This is a genomic window from Burkholderia sp. AU38729 (assembly GCF_020419725.1).
GTDB lineage: Bacteria > Pseudomonadota > Gammaproteobacteria > Burkholderiales > Burkholderiaceae > Burkholderia.
In genome coordinates this window covers 119769-138050 of sequence record NZ_JAIZQO010000001.1, presented here as the reverse complement: position 1 = coordinate 138050, position 18282 = coordinate 119769, and the positions used below count along the sequence as shown (strand labels likewise).

The window sequence follows — 18282 nt, the reverse complement described above, 5'->3', positions numbered from 1 at the left end:
CGAACAAACAACGGAATGACCTGCTTCCGATCCGCGCAACGCGAGCCCGAGCACGCAACGCCAGCCATCGGGTACGCCGTCAACTGCCGACGCCATCCAATCCGATCCTGCTGATGTATTTCCTGAATTGCTCGGCATAGGCGTTATGCCATCGCGACAACGCCGGGCGATTCTTGATCATGTCGTCGATCGACCATTGCAGGCGGCGCTGGTCGAGTTCCCACGTCACCTCGTTGTCGGGGCAAAAGATGTAGAAATCCCCGCTCTCCATGCCCTCGATCATCCGGTCGGCCACCTGATCCGCCTCCCAGGCGCCTTGCGGCTTCGGCGTGTCGGGCGTCATGCCTGGGAAATTCATCGGCGTGAACGTGAAGCCGGGAATCAGCAAATGCGCCGAAATCTTCTCTCCGACGCATTCGCGCAATTCGTGCGCCAACTGCTCCGTCAGAACACGCACGGCGGCCTTCGAAACGGCATAAGCCGCATTCCCGGGCGGCGTCGTGATGCCCTCCTTCGATCCCACGTTGACGATCGCCGACTTCTCCGCCTGTTCGAGCATCACGGAGACGAAAAGACGCTGCATCTCCAGGACCGACCAGAAGTTGACGTCCATGACGTTGTGCCAGGCCTGGTCGTTCCCCCACGGCCCCGCCCGATGCAGGATGGCGGCATTGTTGACCAGCAGCGATATCGGCCCCGACGCGCGCACGAGCTTGAGCAACTCGAATCTCGACTCGTATGCCGTGACATCGCCCTGTAGAACTTGAATGACCGATTCGCTCGATTCGCTTTTCAGCTTCTCGGTCGCCGCCGCCAGCGCGGCCTTGTTCTTGTCGAATAAAACCAGATTCATGCCCCTGCGGGACAGTTTTGCGGCGATCGCCAAACCGATTCCCGATGCGCCGCCCGTGATCACGGCGAGCTTCGCCTTTTGAATGACAGAGTGCGGAGTATTCATGACGTTCGAATAGAAAGTTATTGCATCAGTCACATGACCTCATCCCTGGACGGCACGTCATCCGACGATTCCCCGGGTCATCGGTTTCCCGATGGAATACCACCGGACGATCGATCGTGCCGCGCGTATTCGGCTACGACGTCTCGCGGAACCGGCGGAGCGCCTCCCGCCGGACGCGTTGCCCCGTCAGTTCTTGGCCGCGGTCAACATGTCGGGTTGCGGAACCCCCTGCAGCTTGCCGCCGAAGATCAGGCGGCTGATGACCGCGAGGACCGCGGCGCCCACGCCGCCATACAGCATCACGATGCTGAACCCGTGCACCAGCGCGGCGTGCGTGATGGCCCCGGACGCGTCGGCCGACATCAGCGCCGGAAACGCGCGCCGCAATTCGTCGCCGCTGCCTGCCGCCACCTTCCCCGCCATGGCGAGCAGCTGCGCATCGTCGAACGACGCCGGCAACGCATGCCTGAGATAGGCCCAGATCCCCTCGAGCAAAATGAATCCCATCAGCGAAATGTTGACCGCGAAGGTAATGAGCCGCGCGCTCATGTCGATTCCCGACGCCATGCCCGCCCGTGCCGCCGGCACCGATCCCGTCACCGCGTTCGTGACCGGGGTGTTGGTGAGACCGAGCCCGATGCCGGCGATGATGCAGCCGGGCACCATCGCCGCCCAACCGGCCTGCAGCGTCGTATTGCCGATCAGCATCAGGAAGAAGCCCACACCGATCGTCATCAGCCCCGCCGGAATGATCACCCTCGCCTGGTAACGCAGCGAAAGGCGCTCCGCCAGGGGCGGAATCAACAGCGTGGGCAGCGTGTAGGCGAGCTGCAGCATCCCCGCATTCACCGCGTCGTACCCCAGCACGGTCCGGAAGTAGATGGGCAGATAGATGTTGAACGGCCAGAAGCTGAAGTTCATCGCGATGGAGCCCATCAGCGCGCCCGATACGTTCCGGATGCGGAACACCGAGAACATGAACATCGGATGCGCCGAACGGTTCTCGATCACGATGAACGCGATGAACAGGATCACCACGGCCGCGATGCCGCTCATGCCGGCCGCCCCCAGGCCGGGCCGCTGCGTGATCAGGTAGGTCAGGCCGAACACGGCGGCGGACAACGTGGCCATCCCGCCTAGATCCAGCTTGCCTGCCTGGGGATTGCGGGATTCGTCGATGCCGACGTAGGTCAGGACCAGGGTCAACGCGACGAGCGGCACATGGACCAGGAAGATCCAGCGCCAGTTCAGCAAGGTGACGATGACGCCCCCGATCAGCGGTCCCAGGCCGAGTCCCACGCCGAATACGAAGCCCCACATCGCGAAGGCCTGACTCCGCTCCTTGCCCTCCTGGAACTGATGGGACAGATTCGCGATCTGGCAGATCATCATCGCGCCCCCGCCGATTCCCTGCAGGAAGCGGCTCGCGATCAGCGTGTAGGTGTTTTCGGCGAGCCCGCAGATCAACGACGCCACGCCGAAGATAATGAGGCTCAGGACGAAGATGCGCCGTCGGCCGTACCGGTCGGCCAGCGTCCCGACGGCCATCAGGACGGTGGTGCACGCGATGGTGTACGCGTTCATGATCCATTGCAGATCGGCGAAATCCGCACCGAGCTTGACCTCGAGCGTCGGCAGGATGATCGGGACACTGGAGATTTCCAGGTGGAACATGACGCCGGCCAGGCAAATGGCCGCCAGGGCGAGCATGTTCCGGTAGGCATGAGTGGTAGAAGTCATTCGCATATTCCCGGTGGACGTCGCGTGCGCCACCGACAGCAGGCGGCACACCAGCATGGAATCAACGGCGACGTGGGCAGAACTCGAGCTGGATCGATTAAGGGCGCGACGCGCCGCCGACAGGACTGCACGGCGGAGCATGCCGCTGGAAGTAGCGTATCGCCGGCGGCCCCGACGAAAAACAGGCTCGCGCTCCACACACCCTGAACCGATCAGTCAGCAATTCCGGGCGATCCGCCGCGCTGGTCGGCCATTCGGACCCGCCCGCGCCCCACGGACCGCGGCGCGCCTGCCGTCGGATCGCTCATAGCGCCACATCCCGAGACGCGTGCTCGCGGTCCAGGTCGGACAACTCGCCCGCGCCGGACGCGTCGCCCACCGCCGACAGAGCGTCGAACGCCCTCGCGGGCTCGGCCCCGATCCGGCCGAAGGCGAGCGGATCCGCATAGCGTCGGCCGGGCCCCCGCGTCAGCAGCGCGGGGGCCCGCACCACCCATCGGCCGTCGACCAGCACACCTTGCGGTGCATGACGCACGAGCATGTCGAGCACATCCGCGCACGCGAGACGCATCGACGCCTGCCCTGGGAGCAGACGCAGGTCGTACAGCAGCAGATCCGCTCGCAGGCCCACGGCCACGCGCCCGGTCTCCGGAAACTGCACCGCCTGCGCGCCTTTCCAGGTCAGCACGTCGATGACGTCGCCCGCGCGGTCGTCGTCACGCGCGGGCGCCAGATCGCCCGGCCCCGGCAGCGGCCCCGCGCCCCAGTGCAGCGACGCGCGCGGCCGACCGGTGATATCCGTCCGCGCGATCTCGCCGCGTCGTCCCGGCCGCCCGTCGAGTTCCTGGATGTCGTGAACGACGTTGGTGTGGCACTTGCGCAGATGGCTCCGCTCGAGCGGCGACATCTGCGCCGTCGGCACGATCAGCGTGTGCGCGTCCACCACGTCCAGGCTCCGCAACAACGCCAGCCCCGAACAGCCATAGGCGTCCCGGAACGATTCGGCCCACGGCGCGCCGCCGTCCACGCGAATCACGAATCGCCCGTTGCGCTTCTTCGCGGCCTCGTGCAAACCCGTGAGCAACTGCGTCGATGCAGCGAGCTGAGACCCGACGGCCGGCTGGATCGCCAGCAGCGCGCCGTCGAACCGTCGCATCAGCTTGTCGTAATCGCGCAGACACGCCGCCACGTCGTGTTCGACCGCGCGCGGCTCCGGTCCCAGCCAGATGTCCATGTATTCGCGATAGAGGCTCGCGCGCACGCCGGCCTTCGTGATCAGCGCGATGTCCGCCTCCGCCCGGCGACTGAACACGCCCACCGTCGTCACGCCGCGCATGACCGCCTGACGCAACGCGTCGCCCAACCGCGCCGCGCGTTCGACGCCGCTTGCCGCCTCGGACGTGCCGTCGCCATCGACGAGGCAGCCGTTGACGAGGCCGGGCGTGCATACGAGCCCGTGCCCATTCATTCGCGTCGGCACCGACGACGTGGTCGGCGGCGTGATTGCGACGATTTCGTTGTCGCAGATCTCGATGTCCGCGCGCTGCAGCGCGCGGTGTTCCGTATCGAAATAGAGCACGTTCGAGATCGCCCAGACGTCATCGATCACCGCGCCCCATTCCGGATTGTCGGCTGCTGAGAACAATCTGATTCCCCTCTTTCCAAGGTCAAGCGTGAGAAACCGCGACCGCGGCCGCCTCGTCCAACCGTATCGCGCCGGCGGACAGGCCGTCTTCCCGGCGTCGCGCGGCAGCATCCTCGGCGCGGTGCGCGAGTTCCGACAATTCGTCGGGGTCAGCGCGTCTGAGCAGATCGATGACCCGCAGGAATGCATCCCGATCGACCGGTTGCCCGCATCGCGGATGACAGACGTACCAGGCGTCTCCATGACGGAAAAGGTAGCCCGCGTGTTTCGGCAAGCGTTCGAAATCCGCCTGTTCCAACGCCCAGCCGTCCAGCGCTCGTCGATCAAGGTTCATGTCCATTCCCGATATCGAAGGTCCTGGCGAATCAGCCAGATCACCATTTACAAAGGATGACTAACCGATCGTCACGGTGCTCGCACCGATTCGAGCGATCGTGACGAAGCGCGCGTTTCGTCGCGCGCCCCGTCAAACGGCGCGGCCCACGTTCGTGAACGCCGCCGGACCGGCCGCCCTATCCGGCATCAGCCCAGCTCACGCGCGAGGACCCGGGCGAACATCGACACGACCTGCTGGACTTCGTCTTCCGAAATCACGAATGGCGGAGCGAACAGGACGTGCTCGCCAAGCTTGCCGTCGATCGTTCCGCCCAGCGGGTAGCACAGCAGCCCCGACTCCAGCGCGGCGGCGCGCAATTTGAGGCTGCGGTTCGGATCGAACGGGAGCGGCGCCTTGGTCGCGCGATCCTGCACCAGCTCCACGCCGACGAACAGCCCGCGTCCGCGAATGTCGCCGATGTTGGGATGATCGGAGAAGGTGTCGTGCAGCGCCTGCCGCAGTTGGGCGCCGCGCGTCCTGACCGCCTCCAGCAGGTTCTCTTCCTCGATGACGCGCTGCACCTCCAGCGCGGTGGCGCAGGCGGTCGCATGAAACGCGAACGTCTGTCCGTTTCTCAGCGCGCCCGAACCCGCTTCGATCGCGTCGTAGATGGGCTGACGGACCAGCATCGCGGAAATCGGCTGATAGCCGGCGGCCAGGCCTTTCCCGACCGTCAGGATGTCGGGCCTCACGTCATCCTGGCTACAGGCGAACAGGGACCCCGTTCGACCCATGCCGCACATCACTTCGTCGAGTATCAGCAAGACGTCATACTTGTCGCACACCTTGCGGATACGCTGAAAGTAGCCTTTCACCGGCGGCACGGCCCCCGAAGTCGACCCCACCACGGTTTCCGCGATGAACGCGGCGACGTTGTCCGGGCCCAGTTCGAGGATCTTCGCTTCCAGTTCGTCCGCCAGGCGCTGCGCGTAGTCCGCCTCCGTCTCGCCCGCGCGTTGATTCCGATACGCGTAGCACGACGAGACGAAGTTGCCGCTCGCGAGAATCGAATCGAAGATGTCGCGCCGCTGAATGTTGCCCGAGATGCTCAGCACGCCGAGCGTGCTGCCGTGGTAATTCTGCCGTCGCGATATCACCAGCCGCTTGCTGGGCTGATTACGCTCCACGAAGTACTGGAGCGCCGTCTTGAGCGCGATCTCGACGATCTCGGAACCGCTGCAGAGGAAGTACGCCTTGTCCAGACCCGGCGAGCGTTCGATCAGAAAGGTCGCCAGTTCCTCGGCCGCTTCGTTTCGGAACACGCCGCCATATACGTAGGCGAGTTTGGCCGCCTGCTGCTGCAAGGCCGTGATCACGCGCGGATGGTTGTAACCGAGATTGGTCACCGCCACGCCGCTGCAGGAATCGAGATAGCGCCGGCCCGCGTCGTCGGTGACGTAAATGCCCTCTCCGGACGCGGCCATCGGCATCTTGGTTCGCGGAGAACGATAGAAAACGTGCGTCATCAGTGTGCCCTCGACATGCATGCTGATCCGTTGACGAAAACGATGCGCCCGATCAGCGGCGGCGCATCCCTCAGCCGTGCGTCTCAGTCGCCCACCGGCACCGGCACCGGCGAGAAGAATTTCCGGTAGTCCACCTCGAGAACGGGCTTCAATGTGTCCACCTGCGGCCGCTTGATGTACGAGATGCCGAAGAGCGGACAGTTGGTATGATCGAGCGGCTCGTAATACAGCAGACCCGGCGCGAGAAAATCCTTGAACGCCTCGTGGTCCGGAACGTGATCCTTCGTCACCATGCCCTCGCCGTTGTAGCCGACCACGCAGGCATAGCTCTCGGTCTTGCCCTGCCAGACCGCTTCCGGGGCGAGATTTTCCCCCTCGAAAAAGGCCCGATACGGGTTGATTCCCGCGACGTAGTACATCAGATCGGCCAGACCGTATCCGCCGAACCGATACGGGTTAACCTCGATCGGCACCAACGCGCCGCGATGGACCTTGAACTCCGCATGCATCGGAAACGATCGAAGGTCCAGCCCGAGGCCCTGCAGCGCCGTGAAGAACTCAATGACCTTGCCCGCATAGCGCCGGAAGATCTCCGCATTCGAGTAATACAGGGTGTGGAAATAGGCGGCGCGCGTCGGGTGGGGATGATGGTACAAACCCACGATGCGCGGCACGCCTTCCCGGTCGTAGAAGAGATCCGCCGCCAGTTCGCACGACTCCAGTGACAGCGAATTCCTGATGTCCTCGCCGATGAATTCCTCGACGATGACGGCGTTCCCCGACAGCATGCTGTCCGGGTAGTAGCGTCCGCGCTCGGCCAGCTCGGCCTGAATGTCGCGTTGCACCGCGTTCAGATCGCTGCGATGATCGATCTCCCGCACCCCCGTCGCGTAATACCCCCGGCGCGGTTTGATCACGAACTTCCTGCCGTCATCGAAATTCAGATCGAGCTTCCCGATGTCGCCCGTCGCGCATTCCGCGTAAAAGAAATCGGGAAACAGCGTCGCCACCTTCGTCCTGAACGCGCACTTGTCCTTGAACAGGCCGATGGCGCGTCTGATCGGCGCGCTTTCGCTGCGCGCCGCGACCAGATTCAATCCATCCTCCGATGGGACATACAGGATGTCGTCGACGCCGAACGAAATGTCCCGCCGGACGATCTCGTCAACCGACAGGATCTCGACGTCCTCCCCAGCTTGCCGGAGCCGCGCACTGGCGTATCCATCACTCAAAATGGCGAATTTCTTCATGTTTCGATGTCCTTGAATGGCTGTCGAATGCGATTGACGAGGTGCGCTCCGGCTTGCCCCTTACCTCAGCGGATAGATGGAGTTGCTCGCTTTCTTTTTCTTCGAGAACAGCTTCCTGATCAAGGCGATCAGCAGGTTCTGTTTCCGTTGCGCGCCACCGTTCATGGCGCGCGTGTCAGCATGGCTTCTCGGGTTCATGGTCGGGCCTCTTTGTGGACAATCTCAGGAAATGATGTGGTGTTGGATCAGGCGGGCGATTTCCGCATAGCCCTGATCCGTGCAGTGAACCCGGTCGACGAACAGATCCTCGTGCGCCAGCGGCGAATCCTTGAGCAGATCGTTCATGTCGAAATAATCGACGCCGGCCTCGCGGCAGCCGTCCGCGATCAGCGTCGAGAACGGGCGATGGACTTCCTTGCCCAGGATCTTCCCGAACAGCCGCCAGAAATTGTTCGGACAACTGTCGATGGCATTGAAGATCTCGTTCTCGAACGGCGTCATGTGATCCTTGCTCCAGTACGTCAGGGGCTGCAGCACGAAAACGGGCTTCACCCCGAACGGCGCCAGCAGTTCCTTCCACAACGCCGCCGATCTGACGATTTCACCGGACGCGCGCCGCAGCCGCTCCTCGGCGGGGCTGTCGCGGTCGTCGATCACGGTCGCGGTCGGATCGCCGTCGTCCACGTACTCCTCGATCAAGTTGGTCAGCCTGCCCAGCACGCCCTTCTTCGCGCCCGCCTGGGTCCCGCCGCCGCTGCGTCGCCGGAGATCCTGCGAGTACTTGTTCATGTACTGGGTGTACTCGTAGGAGTAGTAGAAGCGCCCGTGATCGGACGATAGGCTGTCCGGCAGTCCCTCCAGCGTGAGCGTGTTCATCCCGCTCAGGATGACCACCCGCTTGAGGCGATCGTCGAAACGATGCCGATGCATGAGGAACAGCAACGCCTCCTGAATCGAGTTGTAGCCGCGGCTGCCGAAATTGAGCCAAGCCTCGCGCGTGATCTCGGACAGGCACGCCGACGTCGTGTAGGCGTCGTGCGTGGCGCCCGTGCCAACGACGTTCGAGCCGCCCACGAGCAGATTGACGGGTCCCGTCTCGGGCAGCGCGCCGACACTGAGGCTGCGGCCGTTCCAGGGACTGTCGCGAAAGCCGAGCGAATCGGTGTTGACGACTTCCGAACGATAATTCGCGGGATGGAAGAACATGGTGTACGGAAGCCAGCGCACCTCGGAGATGAAGTCGTCGTAGATCTTCATCTGCGGCGTCAGCCGATACACCTCCTCCAGCGCTTGCTCCGGCGTCATTTTTTTCAAGGTTGCCTCGTCAGAATATCGATTGGATAAATGGAGGGATCAGCCTGTCCCGCCCATGCATGTCGACACTGCACTACCGCCTGAAATTGAAATACGTCTCGCTCGACACCGGCAGACGTATCCTGTGACGATCGTTGAATGTCCGGAACAGCGTTCCGAGCGGCACGACCACGACCACGAACAACACGGAGAACGCGAGCCATCTGATCAAGCTGTTGATTGTCACCATGGGAACTCCCTATTCGAATCGTCGCGTCGACGAGAGGCGACGCGCCTCGACATCAATCCAGCGCGAATTCCTCGCGCCAGTCCTTTTCCTCGATCAGTTCCGCCTGATCCGTTTTGCGCAGGATGTACCGCCCGATCACCAGATAATCCATCTGCGTTCTCATGAAGCAGAGGTAGGCGTTTTCGGGGCTTTCGACAATCGGCTCGCCGCGCACGTTGAAAGACGTGTTCACGAGCACGGGGCAGCCGGTCTGTTGGTAGAAGGTCTCCAGCAGGCGCCGGAACGGCACGTTGCCGCTCTTTCCCACGGTCTGCACGCGTGCGGAATAGTCGACGTGCGTCACGGCGGGAATGCTCGACCGGATGCACTTGAGCAACTCGATGCCGTCCAGCGCCTTCTCCTGCTGAGTCAACGCCCGGCGACGCGACTCCTCGACGCCGACCACGAAGAGCATGTAGGGGCTCGGCCCATCCGTCTGGAACCACTGCGATGCATGTTCCTCGAGAACAGCCGGCGCGAAGGGGCGAAACGATTCGCGATTCTTGATCTTCAGGTTGAGCACGCTTTGCATCGTGAGGTTGCGCGCATCGCCGAGAATCGCCCGCGCGCCCAGGGAACGCGGGCCGAACTCCATCGCTCCCTGGAACCATCCGACCACGTTGCCCTGCGCCAGCAGATCCGCCACCTCGTCGTACATCGCCTGTTCGTCCACGCGCCGGAACACCGCGCCGCAGGCCGTCAACGCCGTCTCGATCTCGGCGTCGTCATAGCTCGAGCCGAGCAGCGCGGACTTCATCGAGTCGCGGCCGGCGGCGAGCTTGCGCGGCTGCTTCTTCTCGCCGTGCCAGCCGGCCAGCGCGGCGCCCAATGCGCCGCCGCTGTCGCCCGCGGCCGGCTGGACCCAGATGTCGTCGAAGATGCGTGTCTTCAGCAGCCTGCCGTTCGCGACGCAATTCAGCGCGACGCCGCCCGCCAGGCACAGCGCCTTCTGCCCGCTCTGCATCCGCACCGATTTCGCGAGCAGGATCAAGGTCTCCTCGAGCACGAGCTGGATGGACGCCGCCAGGTCGAATTCGCGCTTGGTGATCAACGCCTCCGGTTTGCGCCGGGGTCCGCCGAACAACTGCTCGAATTTCGGGCTGATCATGCAGTTCCCGACCGCATAGTCGAAATACGCCATGTTCAGCCAGAAGCTGCCGTCCGGCTTGACGTCGATGAGATGGTCGCGGATCGTCTTCGCGTAACGGGGCTCGCCGTAGGGCGCGAGGCCCATCAGCTTGTACTCGCCGGAATCCACCTTGAAGCCGCAGAAATAAGTGATCGCCGAATAGAGGAGTCCCAAGGAATGCGGAAATTCGATATCCCATACCGGGTTGATCGCGTTTCCATCACCGATCCACGCCGAAGTCGTGGCCCACTCCCCGACTCCGTCGATGCACAGCACGGCCGCGCGCGGGAACGGGCTCGGGAAGAATGCCGCGGCGGCATGCGAGACGTGATGGTCGATGTATTCGATCGGCGGCAAGGGTGCATTCGCGCCGAATTGCCTCATCAGCTCCCTGGACAGGGTCTTCTTGACGTTGACCTTTTCGAAGAGCCAGGACGGCAGTTCGGAAACGAACGAGCGATAGCCCGGAAGACCGAAATGGAGATAGGTCGACATGATGCGCCGCAGCTTCTTCTTCGGATTCTCGTAGTAGAAAATCTTCTCCACGTCGCCGATCGAGATGTTCGCGCGCCTCAGGCAAAAATCGAGTGCATGGGCAGGATAGTTCTTGTCCTGCTTGATTCGGGTGAAGCGTTCCTCCTGCGCCGCGCCCAGGATCTCTCCATCGGCCAGCAACGCAACCGCACTATCATGGTAGTAGGCGGACAAACCCACGATGTATGAAGTCATTGGCGGGACTCTCGATGTATTGGGAAGATAAAGTCAGTAGGCGTATACAGCGGGCTTGAATATCTCCGTCCACTTCCTCGCGCGCGGCGTCAATGCCCGGTACCCGGTCCAGACCCTGCGCCATCTTTCGGCGACCAGCCGCGCGTCGCCGGTTCGCACCGCTTCGTCCATGTGCAGCTCGATCGCTTCCAGCGCCAGCGCCGAGTGCCCGGTCGATACGTTGTCGATCGTGTTGTGCAGATCGACGAACAGGGTGCTGAATCCGTAATGCCGAAGCTCGTCGTGCGCGGTCTTGTACGAGCCGCCGACGCCGGATAGTTCCATCGCGAGATTCAGGCCCAGCGTTTCCGCGAGATACGTGCGCGGAAACAGCGCGATGCTCAGCCAGAAGACGGGCACGTCGAACGCCGAATCGCGAAAGCCCGGCCACTGCGCGAATTCCGGCGTTCTGAAATCCGGAAGATCGACGCCCATCTGGCCAATCAGATTCCGGTATATGTTGGGGTGGTTCCAGTCGACGTTCCCGTTTCCGATCTCATCGGCATATATCTTGAACAGATGCGATCCGATCTGCGTTTCCACCAGGCCGACATTTCCCCACTTCTGCAGCCAGGCCCCATCGATGAAAATCATCGGGCACAGCTGCAGGGCTTCGTCCACGACCTCCTCGCGCGTCTTCTGAACGGTTCGATCCGATTCCGCATAGCTTCTCAGCTGCGCCACGGTCTTCTCGTCGAACCAGCTCCGCAGCCTGTCGCGGGAGTAAGTCTCGAACGGGATCGCGCTGTCGTCGCGCGCCATGCCCGCCGCGCTTCTCGCCAGCCAGCACCGCGCGAAATGTCTCGCGTCTCGATGCGTGCCCGGATCCTGCTCGTTGTTGAGGAGCTTCGTGTACATCGCGCGCGCGCACAACCGGGCCGCCGCAGCCTCGCCCGTGGCGTCGGGATGCATGCCGACGCCACGCGGAGCATCGCGGCCCGGGAACCGCGCCCCGCCCCCGACGCTTCGCCCGATCGAGAGCGACGTACTGGTGCGCGTCGCTGTATCGTCGGGAATGGCCGTGATCCATTTTCGAATCGTCTCGATCTCGGAATCCGAGAACACCCGGAACATCGGTCCGCCGAACTCGATCAGCTTCGTGATCAACAGGCTCTTTTCCGGATGTCCCGGCGCGATCCATCGTGAGCGTTCGAGGGCGCGGACGAAGGCCGACGGATCGTCGATGATCAGACGATCGAATGCGGCCTCGCCTACCTTCAATCGCTCATGGTAGCCAACCGCATGGATGCCCTTGCGCTCGATCAGCCGGATCATGGCGCTGCGCGGCGCGAGGTACTCGCCGTCGAGCAAGGTCCGCAAGGCGTGCTGCCACGCGGTCGAGCACAGCGCGGAGGTCCGGAATCCCGTCAGGATCCGCCGGCGGTACGCGACAGCGGCGGCTGGCGCGCCATCCCCTGTCTGCCGCGCCAGCGCATGCGCGATCACCTGCCGGACGACCCGGTTCAACTCATCACGCACCGCACGCTTGTGCTGGATGTAAGGGCTGTTCGACACGCCGGCCAGCCGCGTCAATGGCTTCGCGATCGTTTCCGATACGTCGAATAACGCCGCGCCGAAAAGCTCGGCGTCGAACCGCTTCGGAAACAAGGACAAGCTCAACTGATACGCAGGCAGATCCCATGACGATGCAACGATGTCGGGATGCGCGAAGAACTTTTCCGACAACACATCGGGCGCATCGAGACCGTACTGCGACAACAGCAGGCGGTAGAGATTCGCGGAATTCTCCCGTATCTGGCCATCGCCGACTTGCATCGCGTGTAGACGATGCACGAGGCTCGCGATGACCTCGTGGGAATTCGACGCATTGCAAAAGTTCTGCAGCAGCGCGCCACGCAGGAGTTCGCGCGGCGCGCATTGCATCAACACGAACCGGACGACATCATCCGTGTTCGCGCCGGCGTCCCATGGCAGCTCCGCAGACGCCGCCGCCATGGCGTCGAGACTCGCCTCAAATGCCTCGGCCGTCAGGCTCGCGCATTCGTCGACCCAATGGGATTGCCCCGCCATGGCTTCGTCCTGTTTCTGCCGGACGTAATGCTCCGCATGCGCCGACATCCGGCACGGATCGACCGTCACGCTCAAGATGGCGCGACACGTCTGAACCGCCGCGACATGCGAACCATCGGCCCGTGCGTGGATTTCTTCCCAATCCGATTCAGGCTGAATCGCAGCGTGCCTCAACTCTCGATTCGACGAAACTTGGTTCAGATTCAATGGATCGCTCCTTAATCTTCATTTCGACCGAAAAGCACGATTCATCTCCGATATCCATCAATTAGGATACCGTAGAATAAAACGAATTCGGATGACTATTCTCTACGCCTCGACGAATCAGGAAACAGCAAGCGCCGCACATGAGGAGCATGTGCGTCGTCAAGTACTCGTCAGCGGGAATCTCTCAATGGTTGCTCGGCGGATGACGCCACTCGGTCACGATCCGGTCTCGCCTCGCGTCGATCGTCTCGAGTCATCGGGACGATGCCATCGATCTACTCACCTCTCGACACAATGCGCGAACGAATCCTGCGCCTTGGTGAACCGATACTAATGGATCGTCCACCAGTTCGGTAGGCGAAGTTTGCGCATAAATGTTATTCACGAAACATCGCCTTGCATAAATTCAGGTAGCGTCGCCATCTGCTCGTTGAATCGAGCAACACTGCGTGATTCAGGACGCGATGCTGAAGTGCACGCGCGAACGCTGCACGCTTCATTGAAGATGTGGGGATTATTTCCGGAAAGCGACGAGTGTCGCCGCTTGAAGGAGACTGCAGCGACGGAATCGCGAAATGCAGCGATCGCGTCCGCAGCTGGATGGGTGGTGGCCGGTCATCCTGGATCGATTCCGCGCATTGCTCTGTTCTACTATGCAGCCTTGAACGCGCGCGGAACGAGGAATCATCGCGCCAAGGGATATCTGATCACGCTTGCCTGGCCCGATCGGCTCGATGGGAGTGTCTCCATATACCCGACCATCGGCATTGATGTCGATGAATGGCATGCGCCCAAACCGAATATCGGTGTAGCGTACGAACAGAAATTCAATCCAATGGCGTGCGCGAACCGCGTCGACGCGCCCGGCCACCCCGCATCGCACGAACTAGACGCATGCGTATCGCCCGCGCCGACGCGCTCATTCACACAAATACACCGACAGATCCATATCGGGCGGATCCGCGTCGAACTCGTAGAACATCTGCCCCACCCAACCGCGATGGTAGGTCTTGTGATTGCAAATATGCAGCAGCACCGCGCCGCGCTGCATGCGGGTGGTTCGTCCCGAAATGAAACGGATCGGGATGACTTCGGCGAGATCCCGTTCCCGCTGGACCTCGACCCACGCGCCGAGCCATTCGTTCACCCCGGACTGCGCCGCGCGCAGTTCGCCCAGATCGGGATACAGCATGTCGCGCCGGGAAGTGAATCCATGCGCCTTGCCTTGCAGGTGGGCTTTCCAGATGAGATCCACCTGATAGTTGTGATTCAGCGTCCCGATGACCGAGCCGAACAGCGTGACTCTCGATCGATGAACTTCTTCCACGGGAACGGCCGCCAACGCATCGAACAGTATCCGGTCCGCCCATGCGTTGTAGCGGACGAGCATGCGGGCGGCTTCAACATCTAACATGTGGGCTCCTGAGCGGGTCCGCTATCGATACGATGCATTGGAACGCCTCTGCAACCTCTTCGCTTCGTGGTTGCGTGGCTAGATCGACGCCCGAACGCCGTCAGCCCCGATACGAGCGGGGCGCTGACACCCCGGGCTTGTCCATGCAAGGAACAGGGTCACGCGAGACCGCCTTCGCAGCGCGCGCGTCCTAGACGTGACCGGACCGCCACGCATCACGATGCCATCAAGCTGGTCATACTGTAGGCGCTCGCCCGAGGCATGGCTAGGCGTTCCAGACAGTCATGCCTCGAGAGTCTCGAATCTCCTCGGGTGAGCACGCGCATGCGTCTCGAGCGAGCAACGAACCCGCGCGATGTCAATGGTTTTTTTCGTCGATTCGCACGCGATCGGCGCATTCCGCCCGACGCCGATCGTTCCGTCACGCCATGCTCACCGCCCCTCGATCGGTTGTTCGAGCTCTCGCGTGCGCATCCGCTCGGCCAGCACTTGTGCCCGGCCGAGATGCCTCGCCACCACGTCCTCGGCAATGCCGACGAACTGCCTGAGCTTGGCCGGATAGAATTTTGCCTTGGGATACACGGCGTAGAGCGGCAACGACGTGCCCCACCAGTCGGGCAGCAGCCTCACCAGCTTCCCGTCGTCGAAATCGGCGAGCACCATCCACTCCGAGATGAGCACCGCACCGATGCCGAGGCGCGCCGCGACCTTGGCGCCGAGCACGTGATCCAGCGCGAATCGCGGAGAGATCTCGACGCGCTTGATCCGGTCGGAGCGATCGCGCAGATCGATGCCGTTGATGTAGTACGACGTCATGGCGATCCAGGGCAGCTTGCTCAGGTCTTCCGGGGTGAGAATCTCCCCATAGCCGCGAACGACGGACGGGGCGGCTGCCAGCACCCGGCGCAACTCGCCCAGGGGGCGCGCCACGTAGGAATTCTTTTCCGGTTCGCCTGCCCGGATAACGCAATCGATCGCATCCTCCTCGAAGTTCACGGAGCCGTCGCTCAGTCGCCATTCGAGCCGCATCTCCGGGCACGCCTTGAGATACTGATCCGCGAGTTCGATCAGCCACTCCTGCCCGATCGCGGTCGGCACGACGACTCTCAACGTGCCGCTCGACACGAACGCCTGTCCCCGCATCTCCTCCTCGAACTCCGCCATCTGTCCAATCAGACCTCGCGCATATTCGTAATAGCGCTTCCCCGCCTCCGTGAGGTTCATGCCATGCGTGGAGCGGATCAGCAGTTGCGTCTCCAGGTGATTCTCGAGCGCCCTGAGATGACGGCTTACGGTTGGTTGGCTCGTGTTCAACTGCTTGGCTGCCACGGACAGGCTACCCGCCTCGACTATTCTGACGAATGTGCTCATCTGAATAAGGTGACTTCCGATCTCGGACATAGATCTCTCACATATTGGAATTCGCAATGGAGGTGATATTCGAATTAACAACCAATCCCGGCATATTAAAGATCCGGGCAATTCAAAACTCCCAATTCCCGAATGAATCGACGACATGGCGATCAGTCGTCCAGCACCGATTCGGGATGGAGGCTGCCGCTCGCCATTTACGGTATGCGCACTTGTTTAATGGATGCAAAAGCCTTGATTTCGACATCTGGCTCGGCATATGGAGCCATAACGAACGAATCGACGGCGTACGCGCCGTGGCGCCGGCGCATCACGATATGGCGAAGAGAAACGCCCCTCAAGCCGGAACGGTGCGTTTGCGCACATGGTGGGAGGTGTCCATGCGTCCAGGCAACGCTGGGCCATTCGGCGGGAAACCGCATGGCAGGCTCGATATTACGATTAGCCAACGCATGGCGACTTGAAGTCTCCATGGGATCGCCACGCGTCGCACTCGACATCCGCACGGTGAAAACGGTGGCCGACATCGCGCCGGCCCTCGACCATGAATGAGAAATGCGCGGCACGCGGGAGCTTCCTCGCTTCATGATCGACCCTGCAAAAGACTCCGGACGAGAAACACGCCGATGCCTTTACGGGTTCACGAACGGCACGAACCCGCGACAAGGACTTCGGATGGTCGGGTGGGGAAGTCAGGCAATGTCAACAAGCTTTCGAAGAGATTCTACCTGATTCCAATGAAATACAACGTACTTCCAACCGCAAACTCGAGGACGCAGGAAGTCGACGCGCTGTGCGTGCCAGGTCCTGTTCACATTCTCACCAGCGGCCCAAATGCGCAGGCAAGCACGGCGAAGGCGAGATAGTTGCCGGCGAGTTTGTCGTAACGAGTGGAGACGCGGCGAAATGGTTGATGCGATTGATGACGCGTTCGACAATGTTCCGAGTTCGATACAGCATGCGGCTATACCGCCGCCTGGTCTTTCGATTCGACCTAGCGCGCAGCGAGCCCGTGCGCCTCGCGATCGGTTGAGATTTGGTCGTTTTATAAGCCCCTCTGGTTTGTCCAGCCGAAACTGCAACGCAATGTTCTTCGGATGAGGAGGGTTCACGGTGGCGGGCCCGTATTGGGCAGATGGGCGATCGGCCGGCCTACTTGCCGAGGCGCCTTTGCATATCAGCCAGATCACGTCGATTGATCTGAAAAACACCGTTCAGCGTGACCCTTATTGCATCTCGCCGTCGTCAAAAGTCGAGTCAAGTTGAGTTGGCTCGGCGTCTCCGCGTGGCTCGCCAGTACATCGGAAAGATGGAGAGTTGTGGTAATTGAGTCTCAAAGATATGGCGATTATGCCGGCTGACATGCACAAAGGCGCACGATGAATAACGCTTATACAAGAATTTCATCTACCGAGTTTAAGGTCGGTCCATTACTATTGAGTCGCCGCAGGGTTGTGCAACATTTTTCTGTAAAAAACGGATCAATCGCGAGTTCAAGCTTCAAACCCGCGTCGCATCGATCTTCCCGAATGCCCCATGCTGCTTTCGTCTCGTCTCTGCCTTGCTGGCCGAGTGCGACGAAGAGTGGATGAGCGCAAAAATCTATCTCAACATGAACGCGTGATCTGCGCATCTCCGTGGAATTGCCTGAACGGTCTTACAGAAGAAATGTTGCACAACCCTGCAATAGGCCGACAGCGAAACTTGTTGGCTCTGTGCATGCTGCATAAACGCAATGCAAATCGAGTCATTACATTCCAAAGATTGTGTGATGTAGCGAACTGGCCAGACCATGAGGTTGCAGCCCGGCCGCCCGACATCGTCTGGCCGTATCCGGTGGTTGGTGCTAGCGACGTGCCGATTTTGACGCGCATGCGCCAAGACGTCGGTGAGCCCTCTCTGGTTGCGGTTACGGGAACGGAGCGGCAGACCGACCAGCCAATTCGCGCCTGATGGCGTTTACGACGAAGGATGTGTCAGATGATGACGTCAGTGTGCGGCGGTGCAACCTGTGGCTCCACAGTGCGTGACGGCAGCGCGCAGTTGTGATTCGGGCCTCAAAGGCAGCGAGATTGGCATCAGGAGCGATCTTGGACGACGGGCGGGTTTGGCAGGCTGTCACGGTGGCCAAGTTGCGTGAGTCGCGACGGCGATGAGGGGTTGCACGGTGTTGCTGGTGCGCGACCCGAGGACGTGTCATCCCTCGTGGCCCGGCAGACCAATGCGGACATCGGCATTGCGATGCTCGACAGGATGTCAGGTGCCGTACAACTGGAGTCTGTTCGCTGTCAGGTACGTATCACAAAAAATTGGGAAGGGAGATATTGCTGTCATCTCCAGCACCA

Annotated in this window: 13 protein-coding genes and 2 pseudogenes; 2 read left to right on the top strand and 13 right to left on the bottom strand. The window is 61.7% G+C overall.

Annotation, left to right across the window (positions count from 1 at the left end):
* Window positions 1–79: 79 nt before the first annotated feature.
* The 12 genes from LGM56_RS00525 to LGM56_RS00470 all read right to left on the bottom strand — a co-directional run bounded on the left by LGM56_RS00525 (window position 80) and on the right by LGM56_RS00470 (window position 15967).
* Window positions 80–958 carry an SDR family NAD(P)-dependent oxidoreductase gene (locus LGM56_RS00525; RefSeq protein WP_089496257.1) on the bottom strand — a complete coding sequence of 293 codons (879 nt, stop codon included), beginning with the start codon at window positions 956–958 and terminating at the stop codon, window positions 80–82.
* Window positions 959–1144: 186 nt separating this feature from the next.
* Window positions 1145–2755, bottom strand: a complete 1611-nt coding sequence (locus LGM56_RS00520; RefSeq protein WP_144023078.1) for an MFS transporter — start codon at window positions 2753–2755, stop codon at window positions 1145–1147.
* Window positions 2756–3002: 247 nt separating this feature from the next.
* Window positions 3003–4454: a hypothetical protein gene (locus tag LGM56_RS00515; RefSeq protein ID WP_226202152.1), complete on the bottom strand. Its 1452-nt coding sequence runs from the start codon at window positions 4452–4454 to the stop codon at window positions 3003–3005.
* A complete protein-coding gene (locus LGM56_RS00510) occupies window positions 4366–4683 on the bottom strand; it encodes a hypothetical protein (RefSeq protein ID WP_179254871.1) in 318 nt (105 codons plus the stop codon). Before LGM56_RS00510 ends, LGM56_RS00515 begins: the two co-directional genes overlap by 89 nt.
* A 182-nt stretch (window positions 4684–4865) precedes the next feature.
* Entirely contained in the window at window positions 4866–6185 is a 1320-nt protein-coding gene (locus LGM56_RS00505) for an aspartate aminotransferase family protein (RefSeq protein ID WP_226202150.1), read from the bottom strand.
* An 83-nt stretch (window positions 6186–6268) separates the two neighbouring features.
* Window positions 6269–7435: an ATP-grasp domain-containing protein gene (locus LGM56_RS00500; RefSeq protein WP_089496254.1), complete on the bottom strand. Its 1167-nt coding sequence runs from the start codon at window positions 7433–7435 to the stop codon at window positions 6269–6271.
* A gap of 60 nt (window positions 7436–7495) precedes the next feature.
* Entirely contained in the window at window positions 7496–7633 is a 138-nt protein-coding gene (locus LGM56_RS00495; RefSeq protein ID WP_179254870.1) for a hypothetical protein, read from the bottom strand.
* A gap of 24 nt (window positions 7634–7657) precedes the next feature.
* Complete coding sequence (locus tag LGM56_RS00490; protein WP_226203213.1) at window positions 7658–8740, bottom strand: SGNH/GDSL hydrolase family protein; 1083 nt, start codon at window positions 8738–8740, stop codon at window positions 7658–7660.
* Window positions 8741–9030: 290 nt separating this feature from the next.
* On the bottom strand, window positions 9031–10875 hold the full coding sequence (locus LGM56_RS00485; RefSeq protein WP_226202148.1) for a carbamoyltransferase: 1845 nt from the start codon (window positions 10873–10875) through the stop codon (window positions 9031–9033).
* A 33-nt stretch (window positions 10876–10908) separates the two neighbouring features.
* Window positions 10909–13152, bottom strand: coding sequence for an iron-containing redox enzyme family protein (locus LGM56_RS00480; RefSeq protein ID WP_226202146.1), 2244 nt, complete (start codon window positions 13150–13152; stop codon window positions 10909–10911).
* Between the two features lie 919 nt (window positions 13153–14071).
* Window positions 14072–14566 carry a DinB family protein gene (locus LGM56_RS00475; protein WP_089496250.1) on the bottom strand — a complete coding sequence of 165 codons (495 nt, stop codon included), beginning with the start codon at window positions 14564–14566 and terminating at the stop codon, window positions 14072–14074.
* Window positions 14567–14998: 432 nt separating this feature from the next.
* Window positions 14999–15967, bottom strand: a complete 969-nt coding sequence (locus LGM56_RS00470) for a LysR family transcriptional regulator (protein WP_179254869.1) — start codon at window positions 15965–15967, stop codon at window positions 14999–15001.
* A gap of 26 nt (window positions 15968–15993) precedes the next feature.
* On the opposite strand from LGM56_RS00470, the gene LGM56_RS00465 reads away from it, so the two are divergent.
* Window positions 15994–16401 (top strand): hypothetical protein, encoded by a 408-nt coding sequence (locus LGM56_RS00465; RefSeq protein ID WP_226202145.1) that lies wholly within the window; start codon window positions 15994–15996, stop codon window positions 16399–16401.
* Window positions 16402–16748: 347 nt separating this feature from the next.
* On the opposite strand, the pseudogene LGM56_RS00460 reads toward LGM56_RS00465, so the two are convergent.
* Window positions 16749–16933 (bottom strand): annotated as a pseudogene (locus LGM56_RS00460) (IS5/IS1182 family transposase); the annotation flags it as partial.
* A gap of 478 nt (window positions 16934–17411) precedes the next feature.
* Here LGM56_RS00460 and LGM56_RS00455 point away from each other — a divergent pair.
* A pseudogene (locus LGM56_RS00455) lies at window positions 17412–17561 on the top strand (transposase); the annotation flags it as partial.
* Between the last annotated feature and the right edge of the window lie 721 nt (window positions 17562–18282).